General features: G+C 43.7%; 23 protein-coding genes. 14 read left to right on the forward strand and 9 right to left on the reverse strand.

The window, feature by feature from the left end:
- Nucleotides 1–79: 79 nt before the first annotated feature.
- The 6 genes from AC5JPO_RS11280 to gmk form a co-directional block, all read right to left on the reverse strand.
- Nucleotides 80–1,249 (reverse strand): cation diffusion facilitator family transporter, encoded by a 1,170-nt coding sequence (locus AC5JPO_RS11280; RefSeq protein ID WP_443525772.1) that lies wholly within the window; start codon nucleotides 1,247–1,249, stop codon nucleotides 80–82.
- 233 nt (nucleotides 1,250–1,482) lie between these two features.
- Nucleotides 1,483–3,771, reverse strand: a complete 2,289-nt coding sequence (locus AC5JPO_RS11285; RefSeq protein WP_443525774.1) for a primosomal protein N' — start codon at nucleotides 3,769–3,771, stop codon at nucleotides 1,483–1,485.
- Between the two features lie 159 nt (nucleotides 3,772–3,930).
- The gene (locus AC5JPO_RS11290; protein WP_319051434.1) at nucleotides 3,931–4,311 is read right to left on the reverse strand and encodes a RidA family protein; all 381 of its coding nucleotides are present in this window, start codon (nucleotides 4,309–4,311) and stop codon (nucleotides 3,931–3,933) included.
- Between the two features lie 151 nt (nucleotides 4,312–4,462).
- Nucleotides 4,463–6,661, reverse strand: coding sequence for a RelA/SpoT family protein (locus AC5JPO_RS11295; RefSeq protein WP_493853934.1), 2,199 nt, complete (start codon nucleotides 6,659–6,661; stop codon nucleotides 4,463–4,465).
- A gap of 319 nt (nucleotides 6,662–6,980) precedes the next feature.
- Nucleotides 6,981–7,241, reverse strand: coding sequence for a DNA-directed RNA polymerase subunit omega (gene rpoZ, locus AC5JPO_RS11300; RefSeq protein WP_319051436.1), 261 nt, complete (start codon nucleotides 7,239–7,241; stop codon nucleotides 6,981–6,983).
- 173 nt (nucleotides 7,242–7,414) lie between these two features.
- The gene (gene gmk / locus AC5JPO_RS11305) at nucleotides 7,415–8,041 is read right to left on the reverse strand and encodes a guanylate kinase (RefSeq protein WP_493844375.1); all 627 of its coding nucleotides are present in this window, start codon (nucleotides 8,039–8,041) and stop codon (nucleotides 7,415–7,417) included.
- 375 nt (nucleotides 8,042–8,416) lie between these two features.
- Here gmk and ispH point away from each other — a divergent pair, with 375 nt between their 5' ends.
- From ispH to AC5JPO_RS11360, 11 genes are all read left to right on the forward strand, one after another.
- Entirely contained in the window at nucleotides 8,417–9,373 is a 957-nt protein-coding gene (gene ispH, locus AC5JPO_RS11310) for a 4-hydroxy-3-methylbut-2-enyl diphosphate reductase (RefSeq protein ID WP_443525780.1), read from the forward strand.
- A gap of 56 nt (nucleotides 9,374–9,429) precedes the next feature.
- Nucleotides 9,430–9,678: a hypothetical protein gene (locus AC5JPO_RS11315; protein ID WP_443525782.1), complete on the forward strand. Its 249-nt coding sequence runs from the start codon at nucleotides 9,430–9,432 to the stop codon at nucleotides 9,676–9,678.
- A gap of 35 nt (nucleotides 9,679–9,713) precedes the next feature.
- Entirely contained in the window at nucleotides 9,714–10,529 is an 816-nt protein-coding gene (locus AC5JPO_RS11320; RefSeq protein ID WP_319051441.1) for a thioesterase family protein, read from the forward strand.
- A gap of 546 nt (nucleotides 10,530–11,075) precedes the next feature.
- On the forward strand, nucleotides 11,076–13,049 hold the full coding sequence (htpG, locus tag AC5JPO_RS11325) for a molecular chaperone HtpG (protein WP_443525783.1): 1,974 nt from the start codon (nucleotides 11,076–11,078) through the stop codon (nucleotides 13,047–13,049).
- Nucleotides 13,050–13,384: 335 nt separating this feature from the next.
- The gene (locus AC5JPO_RS11330) at nucleotides 13,385–14,839 is read left to right on the forward strand and encodes a C13 family peptidase (RefSeq protein WP_443525785.1); all 1,455 of its coding nucleotides are present in this window, start codon (nucleotides 13,385–13,387) and stop codon (nucleotides 14,837–14,839) included.
- 139 nt (nucleotides 14,840–14,978) lie between these two features.
- Nucleotides 14,979–15,869: an S-formylglutathione hydrolase gene (gene fghA / locus AC5JPO_RS11335; protein WP_443525787.1), complete on the forward strand. Its 891-nt coding sequence runs from the start codon at nucleotides 14,979–14,981 to the stop codon at nucleotides 15,867–15,869.
- A 223-nt stretch (nucleotides 15,870–16,092) separates the two neighbouring features.
- Nucleotides 16,093–16,374, forward strand: a complete 282-nt coding sequence (locus tag AC5JPO_RS11340; protein ID WP_443526050.1) for a TIGR03643 family protein — start codon at nucleotides 16,093–16,095, stop codon at nucleotides 16,372–16,374.
- A gap of 100 nt (nucleotides 16,375–16,474) precedes the next feature.
- Nucleotides 16,475–17,167: a ribulose-phosphate 3-epimerase gene (gene rpe / locus AC5JPO_RS11345; protein ID WP_319051446.1), complete on the forward strand. Its 693-nt coding sequence runs from the start codon at nucleotides 16,475–16,477 to the stop codon at nucleotides 17,165–17,167.
- 63 nt (nucleotides 17,168–17,230) lie between these two features.
- Nucleotides 17,231–17,608: a hypothetical protein gene (locus tag AC5JPO_RS11350; RefSeq protein ID WP_443525789.1), complete on the forward strand. Its 378-nt coding sequence runs from the start codon at nucleotides 17,231–17,233 to the stop codon at nucleotides 17,606–17,608.
- 113 nt (nucleotides 17,609–17,721) lie between these two features.
- Nucleotides 17,722–18,033: a hypothetical protein gene (locus AC5JPO_RS11355; protein ID WP_443525791.1), complete on the forward strand. Its 312-nt coding sequence runs from the start codon at nucleotides 17,722–17,724 to the stop codon at nucleotides 18,031–18,033.
- A gap of 250 nt (nucleotides 18,034–18,283) precedes the next feature.
- The gene (locus tag AC5JPO_RS11360; RefSeq protein ID WP_443525793.1) at nucleotides 18,284–18,595 is read left to right on the forward strand and encodes a hypothetical protein; all 312 of its coding nucleotides are present in this window, start codon (nucleotides 18,284–18,286) and stop codon (nucleotides 18,593–18,595) included.
- 134 nt (nucleotides 18,596–18,729) lie between these two features.
- Here the strand turns inward: AC5JPO_RS11360 and rpmG are convergent, their stop codons facing one another.
- Both rpmG and rpmB read right to left on the reverse strand, forming a co-directional pair.
- Nucleotides 18,730–18,885, reverse strand: coding sequence for a 50S ribosomal protein L33 (rpmG, locus tag AC5JPO_RS11365; RefSeq protein WP_010201403.1), 156 nt, complete (start codon nucleotides 18,883–18,885; stop codon nucleotides 18,730–18,732).
- Between the two features lie 126 nt (nucleotides 18,886–19,011).
- Complete coding sequence (gene rpmB / locus AC5JPO_RS11370; RefSeq protein ID WP_057761372.1) at nucleotides 19,012–19,248, reverse strand: 50S ribosomal protein L28; 237 nt, start codon at nucleotides 19,246–19,248, stop codon at nucleotides 19,012–19,014.
- Nucleotides 19,249–19,731: 483 nt separating this feature from the next.
- On the opposite strand from rpmB, the gene AC5JPO_RS11375 reads away from it, so the two are divergent.
- Both AC5JPO_RS11375 and purU read left to right on the forward strand, forming a co-directional pair.
- Complete coding sequence (locus tag AC5JPO_RS11375; protein WP_443525795.1) at nucleotides 19,732–21,858, forward strand: Ig-like domain-containing protein; 2,127 nt, start codon at nucleotides 19,732–19,734, stop codon at nucleotides 21,856–21,858.
- 201 nt (nucleotides 21,859–22,059) lie between these two features.
- Entirely contained in the window at nucleotides 22,060–22,980 is a 921-nt protein-coding gene (gene purU / locus AC5JPO_RS11380; protein WP_443525796.1) for a formyltetrahydrofolate deformylase, read from the forward strand.
- 87 nt (nucleotides 22,981–23,067) lie between these two features.
- On the opposite strand, the gene AC5JPO_RS11385 is transcribed toward purU, so the two are convergent.
- Nucleotides 23,068–23,859 carry a cytochrome C assembly family protein gene (locus AC5JPO_RS11385; protein ID WP_443525798.1) on the reverse strand — a complete coding sequence of 264 codons (792 nt, stop codon included), beginning with the start codon at nucleotides 23,857–23,859 and terminating at the stop codon, nucleotides 23,068–23,070.
- Nucleotides 23,860–24,375: 516 nt separating this feature from the next.
- Between AC5JPO_RS11385 and ffh the strand changes: the two genes are divergently transcribed.
- Nucleotides 24,376–25,920 (forward strand): signal recognition particle protein, encoded by a 1,545-nt coding sequence (gene ffh / locus AC5JPO_RS11390; RefSeq protein ID WP_443525800.1) that lies wholly within the window; start codon nucleotides 24,376–24,378, stop codon nucleotides 25,918–25,920.
- Nucleotides 25,921–26,084: the final 164 nt, after the last annotated feature.

The following is a 26,084-nucleotide window of genomic DNA, read 5'->3' on the forward strand; positions in this document are numbered from 1 at the left end:
GTAGCATAGAGACTAGTAGATTAGAGACCAGACCTAACTTAGTGAATTAGATCTGAATGAAAGTGAATAAGTTATGCTGTTAGTGATTATGACCAATATGACTGTTACCAGTAGGTGATCGTCCCGATATATCGCAGACGAGTGCTTCACTATGTGAGCTGTTTTGTGGATGTGACGAGCTCTCTACTTGAATGGTCGCATGATGAATACCAAGTGTCGACAAGCTTGTCTCAAGACTAGCAATCAAGATGCTCGACTCGTGAATGCTCATTTCTCCATCGACCACGACATGGCAAGATAAAGCATTTAAGCCACTAGTAATGCTCCAGACGTGTAGATCATGTACTTTTTGTACTTGAGGATGTGCGAGTAGTTTTTGTTCGACATCGACTAGTGAGATATTGGCAGGAGTGCCCTCCATCAATATATGTACAGAGTCACGTACGACGCGGTAACCACTAACTAATATAAGGAGAGCGACGATTATGGATGCTGCGGCATCTGCCCACACCCATCCAAAACCCATCATTAGTAGCGCTGCAATAATGGCAGCGACAGAACCTAATAAATCGCTCAATACATGCAGATACGCACTTTGCATATTGAGATTGACTGGTTTTTTATGATCAGCTGGTTTTGCCTTGGTATCTGTAATTTTGGTATCTGTGGCATCTGTAATATTGGCATCATTGCTCTTGTGGCTGTGCCCATGTGACGCTTCACCATGGCTACCGCGATGCATCAGCCATGCAACTAAAATATTAATCAACATCCCTATGGTAGCTATGATCAGCATGCCTTGGGTTGCAATTTCTGGCGGTGAGTTAAAGCGTTTGATTGCCTCGTAAAAAATCATCAAGGCAATAACAACTAGGGTGGCGCCATTAAAGGTAGCGACCAATATCTCAAAACGTTTATAGCCAAAAGTTTTTTGATGGGTGGCTGCTTTTTCACCGATTTTGAATGCTATAAGAGTCGCGCCAAGTGCTATCGCGTCACTCAGCATATGACCTGCATCAGATAGTAGCGCCAAGCTCCCAGTGAGCCAGCCACCAATAGCTTCGATGAACATATAGCCAGTAATGATAACAAAGCTAAACAGTAAGGTGCGTTGATAGCCCTTGGTATCTCGCGGTGTTGGTTTTTGCTCTAAGCGGGCATCATGGTCGTGACGGTGTTGATGGTTGTCATTATTGTCGTGATTTTCATCGTCATTGTGATTATGCACTTCAGGACTATTCTGACTCATAGCAACACTCAAATTAACTAGTATTTAGGTTAAATGAACAGTATCAACTGTAGATCAAGCAGGTGTGGGGTTTCTATCGCAGACCGTCTAATAACTATCATAAATTTAACATAGCTATGTATTGGAATCTGTTACGACGACGTAAACACAGTGGAAAAGGCAGAAAAACAATGTAGATAGAGGGAGGCTCCACGATGCTGCCTGATAGACCGACAACATCCTAATACTTGGGATTACCAGCCGACAGGATCGATATCCAACGTTAATTTAAGGTATTTCACACTCGGTAGCGTCAGTACAGGCTGCCACCACTGGTTCAATACGTGATGCAGCTGCTGTCGGTCCTTGGCCAAGAGCAATAGCTGTGCATGATAGCGACTGTTTTTTTTACTCATTGGCGCATCAATGGGACCAAGAACAACAAGATTATGTGCACTGGGCAGATGCGCAATGGCATCTTTGAGGGCTTGAGTAGTAGCTGCCAGAGTTTTGCCTTCACAGCGTATCAGTGCGGCATGACTGTGAGGAGGTAGCCCCATCATTCTGCGCTCTTGCAATAGCTCACGAGCGAATGATAGATAACCATCTTTTACCAGCTTTAACAAAAGCTCATTGTCAGGTTGCAAGGTCTGAATCAAGACGCGACCAGCTTTGTCACCACGACCAGCACGCCCTGCCACTTGTATCATGAGCTGTGCGGTATGCTCAGGCGAGCGAAAGTCTGCTGATAGAAATCCGCGATCAGCATTCGGTAAGCAAACTAGGGTGACATTGGGAAAATGATGACCTTTGGCGACCATTTGTGTCCCTACCAATATAGCAGGGTTACCTTGGTTTATTTGCTCGTAGATATTCTCCCAGCTGTCTTTGCGCCTTGTGGTATCACGGTCGATTTGGATAATCGGATAGAGCTCTTTACTGGTTTGAGGATTGGCAAAGATGGCATGTAGGTTTTCGCTCAGCCTTGTCGTACCCATACCTTTAGCATCTAGGTTTTGACTGCCGCAATCAGGGCATGTCGTTGGAATATAAGCTTGCCAATCACAGTGGTGGCACTTTAGATAAGAGCTAGCTGCATAGCTACTGTGCTGAGACTGACTATTATAATGGACGGTTAGGTGCGCATCGCAGCGAGGGCAGTCTGCCTGCCAACCACAAGCCTCACATAACAACACAGGAGCATAGCCGCGGCGATTCAAAAATATCAGTACCTGATCGCCCGCTTCTAGCGTTTGCTTGATAGCACCAATCATGGCGTCTGTCAGTCCTGTATCATAGCGCGCACCATCATCTTGGGCTTGCTGATGCGTGCTTTGTAGGCGTGCATCGATCAGTTGCATGGTTGCAGGCTTGGCACTACCAGGACGAGTGAGTAATTGATACTCTGTCAGCTTACCATCATCAACTAATTTCAGATGCTCAAGAGAGGGCGTCGCTGTACCGAGTATGACTGGAATTCTGTTTTGTAGGCCGCGATAGAGGGCAACATCAGCAGCATGATAGCGTAAAGTGTCTTGCTGCTTGTACGAGCCATCATGTGCTTCATCAACAACAATAAGCCCCAGCGCTGCAAATGGATATAGCACCGCTGATCGCGTACCGATAATGATTTGTGCATGACCTGTGCGGCAATCTTGCCAACCTTGGAGACGATGCGTATTGGTCATACCTGAATGTAATAAAACAATATGAGCGGCAAAGCGACTGGCAAACCGTGCACGTGTCTGCGGTGTGAGTCCAATCTCAGGCACCAAAATAAGTACTTGCTTCCCTGCTTCTAATACCGCTTGCATCGCTTGTAGGTAGACTTCAGTTTTGCCGCTACCGGTAATACCGTTCAACAAAAACCCAGTATAAGTCTCAGACTTATGGGCCACAGTAATGGCATCGACGGCAAGTTTTTGCTCGTCATTGAGATCAAGTGGCATCTTGGCTAACTTGACAGGAGAGGGGGGCTTTTTTGGTTGAATATAGCGCTCGATAAGTCCCTTGTCTTCTAGCGTCTTTAAAAATGCCCGCTGCATACCTTCCAATAGCAATACGTCTTCACTTGCCCCATGCTGACCATGTAGCTTGAGCATATCAAACTGCTGTTTTTGTTTTTTTGCATTGGCATGGAAATCATCATTAGTGATATGCGGCAAAATTCGCCAATGGGTAATCAGCAAATCTAGCGGCTTACCTTGACGCACGAGACTTGGCAAAATGACGGCTAAGACGTCACCAAGCGGATAGTGATAGTAGCGTGCAAGCCAATAGGCCAGCTTGAGCATACTAGGATCTAAAATAGACTCCGTATCCAAACACTTATTGATAGCCTTGATTTTGCTAACCGGTACACTGCTTTTGTCCTCAGAGACATGGGCAATGACGATGCCAATCAAGGTCTGACGACCAAATGATACTTCAACGCGGCTACCGATTTGCGGTATCAAACCGTCTGGTGACGCAAGCATATCTGCTGGTAGGCTGTAGTCAAACACCCGATAAAGGGGTACGGGTAGAGCAACTTGGACCAACATAAATGGCTTCGCAATATCGTCAGGTTAATGGGGGATAAAAGGCAGAGACTAATAAGCTTAGCATGATGCTAAGCTTATTATGGAGCGATTTATAGCGTGCTAATTAAATAGAGTCTATATCAGCACTGTTTAATATTGAGTACTGTTTGATATCCAGTATTAGTCAATATATAGGATAGACTCGATTTCGACCACACCACCTTTTGGTAGGGCAGCGACCTGTACAGCAGCGCGGGCAGGGTAAGGCTCGCTTAAGTTGGCAACAAATACGTCATTCAAAACCGCAAAATCACTTAAGTCAGTCAAAGAGACGTTGAATTTAACCACGTCATTTAAACTACCGCCAGCCGCTTCACAGATCGCTTTGATGTTCTCAAATACTTGCTCCGCCTGTGCCTTAAAGCCTTCTCTCAATTCCATAGTTTCAGGGTCAAAACCAAGCTGACCTGAGATATAAACGGTGTTACCGACTTTGACCGCTTGTGAATAAGTACCTACCGCTGCAGGTGCGTTGTCTGTTTGGATGGTTTGACGAGTCATATGATGTCCTTTGAATATTTTATGGGTTCGCTGCTAAAAGCTCAGTAGCATTACGTATGATTATTTTAGAAAATGCTAAAGTCTCAATGTTAGGTTTTTACATCTATCTAAAGAGTATCTAATAAATGGTATCGATAGATAGACATGACTATTATAATTGATATAGGCGCATGATGTTAGGGAAGCCGAGCAATGAGCGCAACTCGCGAATGCCTTGAGCCAAGTGGTTGCGACTGCGTACAATGATATGGACAATGGTATCGCTATTACGTACGTCAACGGTTTCAACACCCATATTCAATTGACGTAAATGATAAATGACTTCACTGATTTGCTCATCACTAAGCGCGATAGAGAGTTTTAGGTAAGCAGGAAAACGGATTTTGCCGCTATTTTGTATATCGTTATCATCCGTATCACCCTGCGTTATAGTGGTGTCATTGCGCCACCGTAGCTGGATAACCTGATAGGGGTTGTCTTTACGAATGTCATCAAGTGAAAAGCACTTGTGTCTATGAACCACCAAACCGTGGCGTGATAAATGCCCAACGATCGGGTCACCATAAATCGGATGGCAGCAGTTAGCAAAATCAAGTTCAACCCCAGATGCATTGGCAATCAACTGCTGTGGCTGAGTCATATCATCGTTGTGCGCTTGAGCTTGCAGGCTGCTCACTTCGTCGCTAAACAGACGAGTAACGACCAGTTGCGGCAGTAGTGTGCCAGAGCTGATTTGTTCAAATAGAGCGTTCTTTTCGGCTAGTCCGCGCCATTCCGTCAAATCTTTCCAGTCATTGTCTGTCAAATCATCGAGTGTTTTTTGATAGGTCTTGAGGGCACGATCTAACGCTTGACGACCGTGGTGCTGTTTGTCAGCGGCAGACAAGTCCTTGAACCAACGTAAAATCTCTTCGCGTGCTTTATTGGTGACCACAAACCCTAGCCACTCTGCTTTTGGTTCAGAATGGCTGTTGACTTCGATTTCAACCGCTTGTCCGTTTTTTACCACCGTACCGAGTTTTGCAGGTTTACCGTCGATGTTTGCACCAACAGCGACGTTACCGATCATAGGCCCGACGGCATAAGCAAAATCAAGTGCGGTTGCACCTTGTGATAGCTCGTAAGCTCGGCCTTTTGGACTATAACAAATGATCTTACTAGAATGTAGATAGTCCATTAAGTCATTGATAGTGGAGACTGCTGCTGAGAAATTGGGACTGTTTTCGTTCAAGCTGTCTTCATCGACCAAGTCTTTCATATTACGTAAAGAAGCTTGGATAACTGACTGGCTGACGTCGGAGGCGTGCTCTGCACCAATAACACCAAGCCTTGCTGCGCTTTGCATTTGCTTGGTCAAGATAGTGACTTTGACGACATCGTTATCGCGCTCATAGATAAGCGTAAGCGATTGATTACCACCCGGTAGCGGCCTACGAATATTATCAGCAATGTGCGTATCATCGATTTGATACTTTTTAATCAAATAATAAGCCAGCTTGTCACAGGCTTCGATATTGTCGAGGACAATCTCAAACGCATAGTGACGCAGTAGGGTATTGATCTCACCGCGGTTGCGGAAAAACTGACGATATATCACCACACGATTGTCCAAAACTTTGACCAGCCCGTTAAGGTCTAAGTTGTTGAGGACGATACTTAAATAGCGGTGAATGGCTTCTCTTTGAAAATTGCGTCCAAGTCCATGCTGTAAGAGCTTATCAGACAGTTTGTTATACATACCAGAATCAAGGTTACGGTAGCACAGCACCTCGATATAGTCGGCAATATCATTAAGACCCATCAATCGTGCAAATGGGACATAAAAGTCCAAGGTTTCTTGTGCGGTTGTGCGCTGCTTTTCAGGGCGTACCGCATCAAGTGTAGACATATTATGTAAGCGATCAGCAAGCTTGATAATCAGTACACGTGGGTCAGCAAGCGTCGCGGTCAAGATTTTGTGAAAAGTGGCCGCTTTATTTTGTTGCTTGTTGTGAGAGGATGATTTGAGCTTGGTCACGCCATCGACCAGTCTCGCTACTATCTTGCCGTAGCGCTGCTCGATCTGCTCATCACTCACGTCAGTATCTTCGACCGTGTCATGCAAGATCGCGGCGATGATGGTATCTCTGTCTAAGCGAAAGCCTGCTAATATCTCAGCCACTGCGATGGGGTGAGTGATATAAGGTTCCCCTGATTTACGCTTGTCTTTGATATGCGCAATATCACCGAACTCACAGGCATCAATAATGTCACGGCGCTCAGCGGCAGTGAGATAACCTACTGAACGTAGCAGGTTATATTGAGCATCATCAACGAGATGATGACTGAGTTTGGGTAGGGTTTGACTCATAAAATAACAATCCTATTTTCCATTACCTACTTATTTGACCATTTCTCGAAGCAAATGATGATGAAATATCGACCTACCGTATGAATCGTAAATAAGAGTAGGTCATTCTTTAATTAATCGCAAATTGCATTCAATGTCAACTGATAAGCGAGTAGGCAAGATAAAAATCCAAAAATTTTTCACTTAGTGGTCTATTTTAGAAGATAAATGGTTACCAAAATCGCGAATACAATAGAGTCACAACCAAAAAACCACAGCCTATGCTGTGGTCTCTATTGCTGATCAAGATATATAGCTGTCTTATTTAGAAGCTACAATCCTAAAAGCTATGATCGCCTGACAACGCTAAATCTAATGAGCTAGTAGCAAAGTTATGCTCTGGCTGATTTAGAATATCACGGGTGATTTTGCCAGCGGCAATTTCACGTAGCGCCAGTACGGTAGGCTTGTCATTGTCAACATCTACCAATGGCTCAGAAATGCCCTTTGCCAATTGACGGGCACGCTTGCTTGCGACCAAAATTAGCTCAAAGCGATTATCAACATTATCCAAACAATCTTCAATCGTTACTCGTGCCATAAATAGCTACCTCGGTTGTTTTTATTAGTCACGGACTTTGACCGCCACTCAATAAAAATAATATCAAATACATAAAGGGGGATAGCTACATATTATAGCATTTTTTGCTAAGCTGCGTAGTTGCTTTTTATATCATCTTATTGGACAAGCAGCTTTAGTCGCTGATGCTAAGTTTACTCCGCTGCGGGCTTGTTTAGCAAGTTGCTAATCGTACGATGATAACGCTGCTGCTGACGAGCAAGCGTTTGTCTATCAGCGATAATAAGCGCTTTTAATTCAGCCAAAGCCACTTCAAAGTTATCATTAATAATCACAAAGTCAGAATTAACGTATTGTGCCATTTCATGAACAGCACCAGCCAGACGTCGTTCTATAACTTCGCTGGTATCCTGTGCGCGAGTTGATAGGCGCTGACGCAAGGTATCAATACTAGGCGGCAAGATAAAAACGGTCGTTGCATCAGGAAATATTTTTTTGACCTGAGTGGCGCCTTGCCAGTCAATCTCCAAAACCACATCGATACCTGCCGCAAGCTGGGAGCGTACGCTCTGCTCTGAGGTGCCATAGTAGTTTCCGAATACTTCTGCATGCTCTAAAAATTTGTTTTCGCCAATAGCTTGTACGAAGCTATCCACATCTGTGAAATGATAGTGATGTCCATCAATCTCACCTGGGCGCGGGCTGCGAGTCGTGTGAGAGATGCTGACGGTTAAGTCGTTAGTGGTCGCCAGTAGTTGTTTCACCAGTGAGGTTTTGCCTGTACCCGAAGCGGCAGTAATAATAAATAATGAACCTGTCATACAATTTGTCCCAATAAAATATGTGTTAACAAATGGAATGTGTTAATAAAATAAAAAAGTGTGCTAATCACAGACTAAAAATATTCCAGTCAGTAGAAAAGGCTGGAAAAAAGAAAAACCGCCATCATGTATGGCGATATAAATCATAATAGTTGTCCCATTATAAACGGCTTTTGTGTGAGTGAAAGCGAGTTTTGCAATATGCAATCAGTATGTCGATATTTATAACTAAAATATTGCAATGAGTGTACTGCTATTTTTGAGGGCAATAAAAGCAAATTATGCTAAAGTAGAGCATTGAAATTGCCCCAACTTTTGAATGAAAGCTTTGATGCATAAGCTTTACATATAAATTATCCAATGATAGGCCTTCTTATGCAAATTTATCTTGCCAATCCTCGTGGGTTTTGTGCTGGTGTAGACCGTGCGATCGCGATTGTTAACGAAGCGTTGACCCGTTTTGAGCCGCCCATCTATGTCCGTCATGAAGTCGTACATAATAAATTTGTCGTATCAGATTTAGCCAATCGGGGCGCAGTATTCGTCGAAGAGCTTCACGAAGTGCCAGATGGTTCGGTGGTTATTTTCTCTGCACATGGGGTCTCTAAAGCGGTGGAAGATGAAGCAGGTCGCCGTGATATCACTGTATTTGACGCGACTTGTCCTTTGGTGACAAAGGTACATATTGAAGTGGCCAAGTTTGCCCAAGATGGCATGGACGCGGTTTTGATAGGACACGCTGGACACCCAGAAGTAGAAGGCACTATGGGTAGGTTTAATGCGAAAAACGGTGGGCAGATTCATCTTGTCGAAGATGAAAGCGACGTTGCGGCTTTAACCGTACAAGATGCCAAACGCTTGGCATTTGTAACTCAAACGACGCTATCGATGGATGACACTGCTCGCGTTATTGATGCGCTGCGTGACAAGTTCCCGAGTATCCAAGGACCCCGAAAAGACGATATATGTTATGCCACTCAAAACCGCCAAGATGCGGTAAAAGATCTTGCCAGTCGCTGCGAAGTGGTCTTGGTTGTGGGTTCGCCAAACTCTTCAAATTCCAATCGTTTACGTGAGCTGGCTGAGCGTATGAATTGCCGTGCTTATTTAATCGATAATGCCAGCGAGATGAATCGCAGTTGGTTAGATGGTGTGCAGAGTATCGGTGTTACTGCTGGTGCGTCAGCGCCAGAGGTGCTCATTCAAGAAGTGCTGCAGCAGCTGCAAGACTGGGGTGGCGATCTTCCTAGTGAGCTATCCGGTATCGAGGAAAACGTAACGTTTAGTTTGCCAAAAGCCTTGCGCATTCCTGTTACCCAAGTTGGTAAATAGTCAGTCGTTAAACAACAAGTATTTGCGTGAAATATTATTGATATGGATAAGGCCGCATGAAAGAACCCAAAGGCAAATTTGTATTGGCAGAAGCCACGCTCGCTGACGTCAATAAGCAATTAAAGCTCAACATGCTCGTGACGGTCGCGGTGGTGTTTGTACTATTCATGAATATTATAAAATTCATGGCAGAAAAGAGCTTTTTTTATGCGGCACTCGCAGTCGTTATGATCTGTTTATTGTTCTTTATACAAAAAGCTCGCGGTATTCTTGTGTTAAGAAAACAAGAGCTTACCCATAAATAAAAGTTTTACAAGAAAGTGTTAAATATAGGATAGCTATGACTGCTTATTACAAATTTATCAAACGTGAACAACAAGAAAATGGTACCAGTGTAGCGCACTATCAGCCAACCGAGCATGCACAAGGTGCCTGGAATGAGCATGAGCAGCACATGGCGCCAGCGACAGGTCTCCTGACTGCTGAGCTTAAAGGTTTTGCACCGCAGCCCAATACTCGCATAGCTCGCGTAAGTCTGGATATATTGGGCTTGATACCGCTTGATGACTTTACCATTACCACTCGCTGTATTCGACCAGGCAAAACCATTGAGCTGATAGAGGCGGTAATGAGCAGTCGTGGTCGTGATGCTATCATCGCACGAGCATGGCGACTCCTGACTCAAGACACCAGTGAGATAGCAGGACTAGAGGATCAAGCTTCAGTGCATCAGCCTGAAGATTTGCCCGTTTGGGACGAGATGAAAGGCTGGCCAGGAGGCTTTATCGAAAGCGTACGCCTAGTAACCACAGAAGATCGTCGTCCCGGACGCGGTATGGTATGGATCACCAATGACGTGCAGATGGTAGAAGATACGCCAACCGATGATGTGGTCCATCTATTGGGTATGGTGGATACTGCGAATGGTGTTGTCCCTAGATTGGGACTGGGGCTGTCCAAACTAGAATGGATGTTCCCCAATACTGACTTGCAAATACACATGCATCGCGAACCCAAAGGACGCTGGTTGGGTATCGAAGCAGTACAGCAGTACGGTGATGATGGTATTGGTCTTACCAGTGCAGTATTACACGACGTGTATGGGCCTTTTGGTCGCAGTGAGCAAATACTCACTATCCGTCCGATACCGCGCTAACCGTTAGATAGTTTTTTAGATAACTGTGTAGTCGGTCTATAAATAAAAACACCAGTACAAGCTCAGCTTTTGTCAAAGATATGGATTATATAATTTGTAAAATGAAACGATAATATACAATCAATTAATTATACAAATAATTGAAAACCCGTTTTAATAGTATCCAAGAAAACGATATTAATCGACAAGGAGGGTGCTATGAACACGCATATTCAGTTTTCAAAAAAACTAACGACGATTTGGGACTTATTGATAGAAGCTTATTCAGAATAGTGACTTGTATCTACACGACCTGTGTCTACATATGGGCACTTGTGTGAGCAGATAGTTCTTAGAAAGCGTTTTGATAAATAAGCAGAACACCGCCTTGATAGATATGGGCGGTGTTTTTTATTGAATAAGACTGTTACGCTTGAATTTTTTTTTGCTGCCCTTATTAGTATAGACAGTCTAACGGTAATGCACACGGTAAGCTGTGAGCATTGTTAGAACAGCTATAGTCAGTTATTTGATAATAGGTCTTTCATAGAATTTAAAGGAGTTTTTATGAGTGAAGCAACCCAAGCTGAAGGTCTGAATCCAGAATTAAAAAAACATACGTTTGAAGCAGAAGTGGCGCAACTACTGCACTTGGTAACGCATTCATTATATTCTAATGCAGATATTTTTGTCCGTGAGCTCGTCTCTAACGCATCGGACGCTTGTGATAAATTGCGTTTTGAAGCGACCAATGATGACAGCCTTTATGAAGATGATGGCGAGCTAAAAATCCGCATTGCTGTTGACGAAGCCGCGAAAACCATTACCTTTACCGATAATGGTATTGGTATGAACGAAACGGATGCTATTGAAAATTTAGGTACGATTGCCAAATCAGGCACCAAGGCATTTTTGGACAAATTGTCTGAATCGCAAAAACAAGACGGTCAACTGATTGGTCAGTTCGGTGTCGGTTTTTATTCAGGGTTTATCGTCGCTGACACTATCAGTGTCGAATCACGCAAAGCAGGCGAGCCTGCGGATAAAGGCGTACGCTGGGTATCTGACGGTACCGGTAGCTTCACTGTTGAGCCTATTACTAAAGATACGCGCGGTACAGCGATTACCTTGCACCTAAAAGAAGAATATAGCGAGGGCGAAGACAACTACCTAGACCGCAGCAAGATTAAGCGTTTGGTCAACAAGTACTCTGACCATATCAGTCTACCGATTCAGATGCGTAAAGAAATCTGGCAAGAAGACGTAAAAGAAGACGAAAACGACAGCTCTGATGATCAGGTACCTGCCGGCGGCGAGATGGTACTTACTGACGAGTGGGAAACCATCAACAAGGCCAGCGCATTATGGACGCGCTCAAGCTCTGAGATCGAAGACGATGAGTATGTCGACTTCTATAAGAACATCTCTTATGACATGACTGATCCACTTGCTTGGACGCATAACCGTGTAGAGGGCCGAGTACAGTATACGCAGCTACTGTATATCCCTGAAAAAGCGCCAGCAGATTTATATACTCGTGAGCAGCAGCATGGTCTCAAGCTCTATGTGAAGCGTGTCTTTATCATGGATGAAGCTGAGCAACTGCTACCAATGTACTTGCGTTTTGTGAAGGGGGTTATCGATTCAGCAGACCTGCCTTTAAATGTGAGCCGTGAGCTACTTCAAGAGTCACGTGATGTGAAATCTATCCGTGATGGTAACGCACGTCGTATCTTGACCTTGCTCGCAAGCCTTGCCAATAGCGAAGACAGTGATAAGCAAGAGAAATTTGCTAAGTTCTATGCAGAGTTCGGTGATGTCATCAAAGAAGGTTTGGGTGAGGACGCAGGTAACCAAGAACGTATCGCCAAGCTATTGCGTTATGCAACCAGCACGCAAGATGGACTCGAGACCAGTTTTGAAGATTACAAAGCTCGCATGAAAGATGGGCAAAAAGCCATCTACTACCTCACCGCTGATAATTTAGCAGCAGCAAAAAACAGCCCGCAACTTGAGCTGTTTAAGAAAAAAGGCATCGAAGTTATCTTGATGACCGGCCGTGTCGACGAATGGGCGATGAACTTCTTGACGTCATTTGACGAGACACCGCTACAAAACATCGCCAAAGGTGCAGTAGATTTGGGTGACTTGCAGGACGAAGCCGAAAAAGCTGAAGCAGAGAAAGCAGAAGAAACGTTAAAGCCTGTTGTTGATAAGCTTAAAACTGCGCTAGGTGAGCGTGCTAAAGACGTCAAAGTATCAACGCGTTTGGTTGATAGCCCAGCATGCTTAGTCGTTGGAGAAGGTGAGCTGTCACCACAAATGATTCAGATGCTACAGCAAATGGGTCAAGACGTACCAGCGAGCAAGCCAACCCTTGAGGTCAACCCCGATCATCCGCTCATTAAGAAGTTAGAGGGCAGCGAGCAGTTTGATGATTTGGCGCAAGTGATCTTTGATCAAGCCTTGTTAGCAGATGGGGGTCAGTTAGAAGATCCAGCTGCTTATCTAAAGCGCGTCAACGAGCTGTTGATGAGATAGTATCTGGTCGTTAATATGAAGGGAGGCCTTGTTAGCAAGGCCTCCTTTTTTTATTAGTATTCATGGTAATGTTTCGGTGATGTCTAAATTTAGGCGAGTTTTACAAATCATGCTTATCGTCTTGACCGACAATCCGTTACAATCGCGATAGATTAGCGAGCTAGACTATTAGGAAGTGCTAGTCGTCTTCTATAAATATTCCATCGTGAATTCAATATAAATCGATGTCTAGAGCCGTAACAGAATCGTAATACGATTGCGTAAGACGGCAGCTACACTAGAATAGTTATCATTGGGTCATTTTATTTTTCTCGGCTGGCTAGAGGTCTACGTCTTTGTCACTTACGTCGTTAAAAACCGTATCGCTCCAGCGTTTTTCGCTCAACTTTGCTGCCAATATTATTGCAACCTTGTGGATGCTAGTGGGCTCGACACGAGCATTTTCTTGGGTCAAGCCTACGTTTATACAGTTTGCTGTATTCGCTATATTGGCACTCAGCAGTAATGTTTTGTTTTCGTGGTTGGCTGCTGAAAGTGGTAGCCTATTTAATGAGCAAGGATTGGTCAGTTATTTGATTTGGCCAATGATTATTTTGCTCAGCGGTATTATTTTAGCAAGGCGCGCGAGCAACCAATCGCTGGTATTTGTACCAGTCGTACTATGGTTGGTTGCTGATACGCTATCCGCTTTATTACAAAGCTTAGTACAGTTTTCTGGTAGCTATGGTTGGTTGCCTGAGTGGAGTTATTCATTTTTACCTGTACTATTTTTGGTATTATTCCTATGGCAGACACTTGCTTTATTATGGATTTTTTCCCGCCGTTTGCGCATACCGTGGTGGGAGCGCATTATCATACTGGTAGGTGCGGTAGCGTTACTGACTATCTGGCAACGTAATGTCGCTGACCAGCCCATTTTTAAGCAGATTCCAGTAGAGCCTGTATTAGAAGAGGCGGCGTTATATGAGCAGCCGCGTCTATTGCAGCAGGCGCTAAACAGTATCGACCCGAGTATCGATGGCAAAACGGACTGGTACTTTATGGGTGTGGCTGGGTTCTCTGGTCAGAACGTCTTTCGTTCTGAAATTAATAAAGTGCGTGAGCTGTTCGATGTGCGTTTTGGTACCAGTGGGCACTCACTGGCCTTGATTAACAATACTTACAGTTGGCTGGACGAGCCAATTGCTACCAGAACCAGTATTGCACGTGGATTAAAGAAAATTGGTCAGCAAATGAACGCTGATGAAGATGTGTTGTTCTTGACACTGTCGTCACATGGCAACGAAGATATTGTTCAATTAGAAAATCCGCCACTCGCGATGGACAATTTAGATGCCACATGGTTACGCGAGACACTGGATGCATCAGGTATTCGCTGGCGAGTGATTGTGATATCTGCGTGCTATTCGGGGTCGTTCATTGACGAGTTGGCATCGCCGACTACCGTAGTGATTACGGCCTCAGCCACTGACAAGGCATCGTTTGGCTGTACCAATACAGCTGAAATGACTTATTTTGGTCAAGCTTTTTTTGCTGAGAGTCTACGTGAAAACAGCAGCTTTGAATCTGCTTTTAAGGATGCAGCATACCGTGTACAAGAGCGTGAGCTTTATATGGGATTTGAGCCATCAGAACCACAAATGGTGATTGGTAGTTTGATGGAGACGGCACTACCGGCGTTTGAGCAAGTATTGTTTGATAAAGCACGTCCATCAGTTGCTAGTATAACGAGTAACGCGGCTTCTGTTACTATTGATACTGTACCTGATAGCGTGCCAACCAGTCCGTAAATGAAGTTAATAGAGCGATTAAATACAGATACAGCGCAACTCAAAATCTTGTGGATATAATATCAAATCACGAGCGTTTATTATTTATCATCGCTATCTATCACCGTTGGTTTTATTTTGAATAAAAAGGATATCACTCATGCACAATGCTTATAGTCGTAGTTTGTCCAACAACAAGCAGATGACCCAAAAAAGTGTGAATCGTTGCTTTAACGGTGAGCAGCATTATTATAGCCACGAGTCGACATCGACCAAAACGGCGATGACGTTTAGTATTTATCTACCTGATGAAGCATTGGCTGGGCGACGTTGCCCTGCCATACTGTACTTATCAGGACTGACGTGCAATGCTGATAACGTCACTCACAAAGCGCACTTTCAGCAGAAATGCAGTGAGCTTGGTATGATACTGATTGCACCCGACACCTCACCTCGCAGTAGTGATGATATTGAGGTGCCAAACGACGAGCGCTATTTTGTCGGGCAGGGCGCAAGCTACTATGTTGATGCGACCCAAGCGCCGTGGTCAGACAACTTTAATATGCAAAGCTATATCGTTGATGAGCTATATGACTTATTACGCTCAGAGTTCCCAATAGACAGCATTGGTGTCACAGGGCACTCTATGGGTGGTCATGGCGCGCTGCTATTGGGATTTAAGTATCCGAGCAAGTTTGTCAGTGTATCCGCCTTATCGCCAGTATGTGCCGCTAGCGAGTCTGCTTGGGGGCAGGCGGCTTATACAGAGTATTTCGGTGATAATAAGGCTCTATGGTCTCAAGCAGATGCGGCACAGATGATTGAAAAGGTCGGTCAGCAGTATGCAAGTATCTTGGTTGACCAAGGCGCGGCTGATAATTTTTTAGACGAAGGACAACTACAAACTTCCAAACTACAAGAGGCTTGTGCAAAAGCCAAACAGCCCTTAACATTGCGTTATCAGGCGGGGCATGACCACAGCTATTATTTTATTCAGACAGTGATCAATGAACATATCGAACATCACTGGCATATGGCGCAATTGAGCTAAGGTGCCATATCAGCTAACGTGATACGTTTTTTGCTCTCTCATTCATGCCCAAAAGGTGATTTTTATGGCAAGTTATCAAGATTTGACAGCTTCCAATGGACAAGAAAAGTCAGTAGATACTGACGCTACAAAGGCAATAATGCAGGCCGACATGGATGCCGCCCTAAAACATAAACAGCGCAGTAACGATGATCAAGTGACTCAAGATAAGTCAGACGAGCTGATCGCAAAAACGCTCAATGATGCAGGCGATAGAGTACTTGATGAGACACAAATATCGCGTGTAATAGAAATGGCGTGGGAAGATAGAACACCATTCGGTGCGATAGAGCATAGCTACGGTCTCGATGAAACAGGCGTTATCAAGCTCATGCGTCAAGAGCTCAAGCCATCGTCTTTTCGCTTATGGCGTGAGCGAGTAAGCAACCGTGCTACCAAGCATGAGGCAAAGCGTTCTTTTGACGTGGGCCGTGCCTATTGCAAGACACAATACAAGCCGCGCTGATTAACTGAGTATGCGAAAGGTATAGAGTAACAACAAGCCCATTAATACGATTTTTTAATTGATTTACATTTGATATAAACACAAATTAGGTAGCCCTACTATGATCAGTCCTGCTAAACCTTATCTTATTGCCCCATCGATACTCTCAGCTGACTTTGCACGTTTGGGTGAAGAGGTCGAGCGCGTATTGGAGTCGGGTGCCGATGTGATTCATTTTGATGTGATGGACAATCATTACGTACCCAACTTGACGTTTGGCAGCATGATTTGTAAAGCGCTACGAGACTATGGTGTGGAAGCGCCAATTGATGTACATCTGATGGTCTCGCCTGTTGATAGCATGATTGAGCAATTTTTGGAGGCAGGTGCTAGTATCATCACCTTTCATCCAGAAGCCAGCGCTCATATCGATCGATCGCTGCAACTGATCAAAGATGGCGGTGCTGAGTGTGGTCTGGTATTGAACCCAGCAACACCACTACATTATCTTGATTATGTCATGGATAAAGTAGATCAGATTTTATTGATGAGCGTGAATCCTGGATATGGTGGACAGTCATTTATCGATAGTACCCTAGATAAGGTACGTCAGGTACGTCAACGTATCATCACCAGTGGTCGCGATATCCGACTAGAGGTGGACGGCGGTATCAAAGCCAACAACATCCGTGCGGTTGCTGAAGCAGGTGCAGACATGTTTGTCGCAGGTTCTGCGATATTTAATCAGCCAGATTATAAAGAAGCGATTGATGCCATGCGCGCAGAGCTAGCACTGGCCAACGGCAACGAATAAAGTCAGTTAAGTAGCCTAAGGTAGGCTGTATAATGGTAACGACAAACCATGCAAAGGTGAGATATGGACACGCAAAGACCCGTTAAGTCATCAACATCGCCTAATCCAGCAACAGGCAGTGAGCTGCCAGTTCAAAACGATCTTCCGAGACGTAGCTTAGTGCCAAAAGGCATTACCATTGGCTTGGCTACGTTTGCACTTGTCTTGAGTCTGGCAGGTTATGGTTTTCGTCTGATGATTGGTGATGATGTAGGTACAGTACTACGTCATGCTGCTGTGATTGTACCTGCCTTTGTACTGGGCATACCGTTGTTTTTTTGGGTTGGCTCGCGGGTATTGAACAAAGTCAAAGGTATGCATATTGAGACCAGAAACGCATTAACACTTGGCTGGTTGACGGCTTGTGTATCGATGCTATGGTTGATGGGTACTTATAGCTGAACAGGCTACAGTGGCGATTGCCTCTAGATATTGCGTTGCAAAACCCTTATAAGCTGTCTTTTATACTTTTTTAATCATTAAGCCATATTCTATAAGTGTGGCTGGAATTTTATATGCGAATCGTACCAGCCAGTATTGCTAATATTATCTATCCTAAAGACTTACCAAATGGCTTGTTTACCAGTTTAATTATAGCTTGCCTCTTAATGGGGCTAGCGTCATTGCGTAATGGAACAGATCTACAGGGCTGGCTAAATGTTATTGAAAACTGGCTACTTATGCTACTGATACTGCCCACCGCGACGGCCACCGTTGCACTACCTTTCAAATATCGTGATCCCACGCTTGAGCTCAAGCTCGTCTACTACTTAGGTATGTTTGTGGCTTTCTTATTTACGCTAGCAAAGCTGCGCTACTGGCGTTAACTGGAGGCAAGCTCTGTCATACCAAAACGGTACTGATGTCAAAGACTTGTATGACAACCCTTGAATTTAACTATCAAAGCGTCCATTGTATAAGTAAGACAGATTTACCCGCGTTACTGTAAGAAAATAGATTTGCCGAGTACCATTTCTCAAGTGCCATGTCTGTAGTGAGTAGCTTGTTTGCAATGAATAATTCGTTTGCAAGTTTTAATTTTTGCAAATCATAAGCGGGATAATAAGGAAGCAGTTAATGACATATGATATCGATAATGATATAGAAGTAGACAACGATGGTAGCGATCAATTTACAGGGTTTGCTAAGGAGACCACATTAGAGCTGGTGGAATCTGAAGATGGTAGATTGTTGTTACGTGATGCAGAACAAGACGAAGAACCCTTAATGACTATTGATTTTTCTGATAAGCTCAAAGAGTTATTGGGTAGCGATACTCAGGCTGTTGGTCAGCATATGATTCATGCAGCGATTCAGGTCATTATGCAAAAGCAGATGAGTAAGTGGCATGCTCACGTGTATGATAAAGAACCAACACACTATAGCTGATCTTTAGTTATCTCTCGATACTGATTGAGGCTTTCAGGTATTATCAAGTGATACACCAAGCTGCAGCCATAAAAAAAGGGTTTATCAATTGATAAACCCTTTTTTTTCAAATATTACCATTTACAAAATGGAGATTATTTGATTTTAGCTTCTTTAAAGATCACATGCTGGCGTACTTTTGGATCAAACTTTTTGATTTCCATTTTACCAGGCATAGTGCGCTTGTTTTTGGTAGTGGTGTAGTAATAGCCAGTACCAGCTGTTGATACTAATTTAATTTTATCTCTCATGATAGCTTTCCTGTAAATGAGGGGTCTTCAAACGATAGGTACGTGTCGAAAAGGCAAGTCGCTAACTATAATGTAGCAAAACGGCAGTCAAGTAATGAGAGTCATCACTTGACTGCTATTTTTAACTTAAACTTTTTGACCTTGTGCGCGTAGATCCGCTAACACTTTATCGATACCAAGTTTGTCAATGATGCGCATACCTTTGGTAGACACACGTAGACGTACAAAGCGGTTTTCAGACTCTACCCAAAAACGATGGTTGTGAAGGTTTGGTAGAAAGCGACGACGGGTTTTGTTGTTTGCATGCGAAACATTATTACCCACCATAGGGCGCTTTCCAGTCACTTGGCAAACTCGAGACATGGCGAACTCCTAATCTATGAGGTATGAGTTTTTCTCATACCAGTCTGGGCAAGTTGCACGTTTTTGCGGCATGGACACAGCAAGCGGCAGCTTTGCACCAAACAAAACTATATGAAGGTTGAGCTGGTTTTGCTGTTATCTAAAGGCAAATAACAGGCTGACCAATTCAGAAAATTTTAAAGCCGACATTTATACCATAAAATAGATGAATACTCAAATATTTTTATGATAAACGTTGGTTTAAAGGATGGCTATTATACCCTGAAATGAGCGCGCTATGTTGTTGATTATCTAATAGCAAAGATTAATTTTTAGTTGTAAGTTATAACAAAAGTCAGTAAAGTTGCTGTTATATATTTAATACAATCTGTTAATACACTGGCATTACTGTAAAACCATGTATCATCAACAGTCTCTCTTGATTCTGTGTAATGATTATTGCCTCTTTGTTTGATAAATCACTGCTCATGCGGAGTTAAAACCATGTCATACCACTCGCTACCTACTTCTAAGCTATTTCAACTGACAGCGCTCACATTATCATTAGCCCTGGCAGGTTGTGGCGGCGGTGATGGCACTGATACGATTGCACCGGCGCCTGATTTGGGTGTAGAACAGCCTGATGGAGATAATGGAGATGACGGTGGTACTGAAGAGCCAATAGGTGCTTTAAATATCAGTAGCAGTCAATTAGTCGATGTAGACGATAATACGATAACCTCTATTGGGCTAGAAGGTGCTTACTATGAAGTGGTAGTCACTGATGACAATGGTCAACCTCTTGCCAATACAAAAGTAACCTTCTCAATTGATGCACCAGGCGTTGATTTATCACAGACGACATCGGGTGCTACTTTGACCAACAGCGATGGCGAAGCCCGTATATTTTTGAAGCCTAATGCACCTGATGTATCTGGCGCTTACGTCATTACTGCAAATGCTAGTAATGATGACAATACCGCTATTAGCAATTTAACTTTTTTGGTACAAGCTACCAATGTTAATCTAAGTGCATTACAGATTACTGACTTACAGCTGACGGCAGGTGGACAGACGGCGGTATCTTTGAAAACCACTGATACAAGTGGTAATGCCATTAGTGGTGTACTGGTCAACCTAAATGCTGCTTGCGGTCAGCTACCTGAGCAAGTTACTTCCGATGAAAATGGTATGATTGATTTTGTGTACAAAGCCATTAACGTCGATAATACTTTATGTAGTGGTGCTGTGCGAATATCAGCCAGTACTGGTAGCGTCACTCAATCGGCTAGTGTTTCTATACAGGCTCCTGAAGCAACCTCTATTGTCTATACGGCCAATGATCTAACACTAGGCATTCAAGGTAGTGGGTCTTCGGCAACAGGCGCAGTTGAGTTCACAGTATTTTCAAATACGACACCACTGGCTAATTCAGAAGTTATCTTATCGCTAGAAAAATCACCGTTAGGCTTAACGTTTGGTGTGTTAGGTAATAATCAACAGTTTACAGCTAGAACTGATGAGAACGGTCAAGTCTCAGTCAACATCTACCCGGGTACAACACCTGGACCCGTAGAGATCAAGGCCACCTTAGCCAGTGATACTCGTATCAATGCGTTATCAAAGGGTATCTCTATTGCCAGCTCTAGAGTGACTCAAGATGGTATTAGTTTATCGTTTGGCAAGAACGTATTAGATTGGAGCTTAGACGGTGACAGTACGCCAGTAGTAGCAAGACTGGTTGACCGCAACGGTAATGCCGTGCCAGATGGTACCGTAGTGAATTTCACCGCTGAGGGTGGCAAAGTGTCACCTGCGAGCTGTAACACTGCTGACGGAGAGTGTGAGGTCACATTTTCAACACAGAATCCGCGTCCTGGCGATGGTCGTGTGAGTCTATTAGCGGTAGCTGAAGGAGAGAAAGCTTACATCGATCAAAATGAAAATAATGCATGGGATGAAGGTGATATTTTTGTGCATAATATCGGTGATACCTTCCGTGATGATAACGAGAATGGTACTTTTGAAATCGGTGAGTTTACTTATCCGTTAACGACACAAGCCGATCAAACCTGTGAAAACAATGTTGGTCAGTTCATACAGTTGAAATTCCCGTCTTCTAGTGAACAAATAAAAGAAGCGTTCGAAAACAACTTTATTGATAACTTTGTGTCTCCAAACAAACCAATGACTTGTAATACAGAGCTTGATGCTATCATTCGCTATGAGCGTATTCAGTTATTATCAAGCGGCAATAACCCTACTTTTACTTTATTGAACAACATAGGTATTCCTCTACAATCTCAGATCATTACTGAAGGAGATACTCGAGTTAATATTCGTATCAATAGTGGTGGTTTTTATGAATTGAATCCAATGCCATCTGGCACAACGATTTCTGGCTCTGTGGTTGATAAAACCGACGGAGAGGATAGCGGGAGTTGTGAAGTAGAGATGATTGGAGGACCTGAAGAAGTACCAGCAATAGTATCCCCTGGTAGTCCTGGAGATAATACAGGGACGATTAATACTTATGCCTTAGATCAATGTGAGGCTGGGGATTTCTTTAGAGTGTCTGTCACTAGTCCTAACAATGTTACTACTGCAGTGACCTATACTATAGTCAACTAGAGGCAGTAAAGTAACAAACTAAAAACCCCCAACCCTACGTTGGGGGTTTTTGCATTGTATTCTAAATAGCTAAATCATCCTAAATAACCAAAAACAACTAACTCGCTCAGCAAAATATCACAAAAAAGATTAAAATAACCGGTTTACTACGCTGACAGCCATTCTCAGCGATCAGTCATCATTTTTTATATTGGGCGTATTATGTCAGACAACACCAAAACAGTTTCACCATCAAACATCGCTTCTCAGAGTAAGCAGATTCCTAGTGCTATCGATACAGCAACGCTACTCATCAAATGCAAAGATCAGGCGGGTATCGTCCAAGCAGTATCAGAATTTATTCATCGTTATGGTGCCAACATCATCACATTAGATCAGTACTCAACGGCACATGAAGGTGGTCAGTACTTTATGCGTTTGGAGTTCGCTTTAGCAGGCTTGAGCGATATCATCGATAATTTTGAAGCCAGTTTTGCCCATACTGTTGCCAAGCGCCACGATATGGATTGGCGCTTACATAACAATGCCACTAAAACCAAAGTCGGTATCTTGGTCTCAAAGTTCGATCATGCGTTGTTAGATTTACTATGGCGCCATCAGCGCGGCTTGCTGGACTGCGAGATCACTTGCGTGGTCAGCAATCACCCTGATTTACAGCAAGCGGTCGAAAACTTTGGTATTAGTTTTCATCATGTACCAGTGACCAAAGACAATAAGGTAGATGCAGAAGAGCAAATCCATAAGCTGATGGCAGGTAATGACTTATTAGTGCTGGCGCGTTATATGCAGATATTATCGTCAGATTTTGTCAAACGCTGGCCAATGCAAGTGATTAATATTCATCATTCGTTCTTACCTGCGTTTGTGGGGGCAGATCCTTACCGCCAAGCTTACGATAAAGGCGTCAAACTCATCGGTGCAACGGCGCATTATGTCACCGCAGAACTGGATCAAGGGCCGATCATTGAGCAAGACGTACACCGCGTGACGCATCGCCAAGGTGTGGTAGAGCTACGCGCTATTGGACGTGACATAGAGCGCAACGTATTGGCTCGCGCTGTCAATTGGCATGTGCAGAATCGTGTGATCGTGGCGGGCAACAAGACAGTGGTTTTTAACTAAAAAATATCTAAATTAGTGATTAAAAAAGGCGGCCAGTCGCAACAATGACTGACCGCCTTTTTTATAACATGACATTTTATGTCAGTGTTATATCAGCATCTCCAAAACAAACTTACTACCCACAAAGCCAATCGCTAACAGAATAAAAGCGTAAATGGTGATGTTAGCGGCACGTTTGCCTCGCCATCCTGCGCGCCAATTGCCAAATAGCAATGTACCAAATAATAACCATGACAGCAGACTAAAGACAGTCTTGTGTACGATGTGTTGTGCCATCAAATCTTCTACGTATATAAATCCAATGCCTAGCGCGATACTGAGCAAGACAAACCCGACCAAAAGCATATCGAATAATAAACTCTCCATGCTCTGCAGTGAGGGCAGTTTATTGACCCAAAAGCGGTGAATGGTATGATGCTTGAGCTCGCGTATTTGCAGACGCAAAAATAGCGCTTGAACCGCAGCCATCAACAGCACACAATAGGCCGCTAATGACAACAGAATATGAATCTCAAGTCCGATGCTGACATCAGTTAATGGTTGGTAAGGCGCGCGGCCAACATAGCCGACAGTCATGCCTACGAGTGCTGTGGGTGCAGCCAAGATACCAAGACTAAGGATAGGTCGGTACAAACAGAACAGCAGATAAAAGAATAAAAAGAACAAACTGGTCAGGCTGATAATATTAAATAAATTAAAATTCAGACCATACAGGGTCACGACGTACGGATAGAGCAATATTGCGTGTGCAGCCATGCCGACCAGTAATAGACTCAAACTGACGCTTTTATGGATAGGTTTATCCTGAGTCAGCGCCCAACCAATGTGAAGGCTGACTAAGACATAAGCCATGCTAGCAAGTAAAAATGCAAGGTGCACAGATAAAAAGCCTCGTCTTGAACTGAGCGTAAACTGACTGCTCAATGTATTGCTAAAGTGGTATTATCAGAATGATTAGAATAATCGTCCAATTTATCATAAAATGGGTGCCAGTTGAGCGCCATATTTCTTATTCCTGATACATCATCATATAAGACACCCTAAGCAAAGTATAGTCAATCCCCTATAAATCGGATACGGTGTCAGGCTCGCTTAGTCTACGACTTGTAGTACTTTCACTTGCCTTCCTTGTATCCAAATTATACTGAACTGACTATATAAACCAGTTACCTAAAACTAATAAGAGTCGAGCCTTTTGCGAAACGACTATAATTTTTGCATCGTGTTGATGCTATAGTACTGATAATATGATTTTTATCTGATTTGTTATGACAGAGTGTCCCAGTATTTTATAATCTATCCTAATAGTATTTACGAACCATTTGATTGGTTTGATTTAGCATTATTTTAATGACGTTTTATTTAATTGAAAACTATTTTAATTGAGAGTTATTTATGTTTGATACCTTAACAGAACGCTTGTCGTCGAGTCTACGCAATATCGTAGGCACGGGACAATTGACCGAAGACAATATAAAAGACACCCTACGTGAAGTACGCATGGCGCTGTTAGAAGCTGACGTGGCACTGCCTGTCACTCGTGACTTTGTAAAACGCGTCAAAGAGCAAGCACTAGGTGCTGAAGTGCTCAAAGAGCTAGCACCCGGTCAAGCGTTTGTCAAAATCGTCCACGACGAGCTGACCGAAATGATGGGCAGTGCCAACCAGCAGCTAGAGATGACAGGCAAACCGCCTGTTGTTTATTTACTAGCAGGTTTGCAAGGTGCGGGTAAAACAACCACAGCTGGTAAATTGGCCAAGTATCTACAAGAACGCCAAAAGAAAAAAGTCATGCTGGTCTCTGCCGACGTTTATCGTCCAGCGGCGATCAAACAGCTTGAGCAAGTCGCCGGTCAAGTAAATGCTAAATTTGTGAACTCAAGCACGGATGAGAATCCAATCGATATCGCAAAGCGTGCGATTGAAGAAGCCAAGATCCAGTATCAAGATATCCTTATCATCGATACCGCAGGTCGTCTACATATCGACGATACTATGATGGATGAGATTAAGGCGCTAACTGCTGCGGTCAACCCATCTGAAACACTATTTGTCGTTGATGCAATGACGGGTCAAGATGCTGCCAATACTGCAAAAGCCTTCAACGACGCGTTGCCACTGACGGGTGTTATCTTAACCAAGACTGACGGCGATGCTCGCGGCGGTGCAGCGCTATCTGTACGTGCTATCACAGGTAAACCAATTAAGTTCTTGGGTCGCGGCGAGAAACTAGACGAGCTAGAGCTGTTCCATCCTGAGCGTATTGCGCAGCGTATCCTTGGTATGGGTGATGTACTGAGCTTGGTCGAAGAAGTTGAGCAAAAAATTGACCGTGATAAAGCCGAAAAAATGGCGAAAAAGATGCAAAAGGGCGGTGATTTTGACCTTGAGGATCTATTGACCCAGTTCCAGCAAATGAAAAGCATGGGCGGCATGGCAGGCTTTTTAGATAAGATGCCTGGTATGGGCGGCTCGGATATGCAAAAAGCCGTCGAAGACGCCAAGCCAGAAGAAAAAGTGCGCGAGATGGAAGCATTGATCAATTCAATGACGCCATTTGAGCGCAAAAACCCTGACAAAATTAACCCAAGTCGTAAGCGTCGTATTGCTGCAGGTTCAGGTCGTGAAATCCAAGACGTCAACCGTTTGCTCAAGCAGCATAAGCAAATGGCAAAAATGATGAAAATGATCTCAAAGCCTGAGGGCATTAGTAAAATGATGAAGTCTATGCAAGGGCTCATGGGTGGCGGCAGCGCTGGCGGTGGTGGCGGTCCTTTGTTTGGCGGCGGTCAGCAAGGCGGCGCTAAAGACGTGAACCCAGAGCAAATGGCAAAACAGATGGGACTTGATCCAAATAACATGCCAAGCACTGAAGAGATGCAAAAGCAAATGCAAGACATGCAAAACCAAGCGCCAAAAAAGTTCAAAACACGTTTTTAAATTAGTACTTTTTATTTTTAAGTCACTTGTTCAAAAATCCAAAGCCTCAAAGCCAATTAAGCTTTGGGGTTTTTTCATTGCTAGCCTTAAATTACGACCAACGAATAATAACCGATGAATAAAATGTGGAAAACGTAGAAAGTAATAAAATTTTTGTGACCTAA

The organism is Psychrobacter sp. H25, from assembly GCF_059076335.1.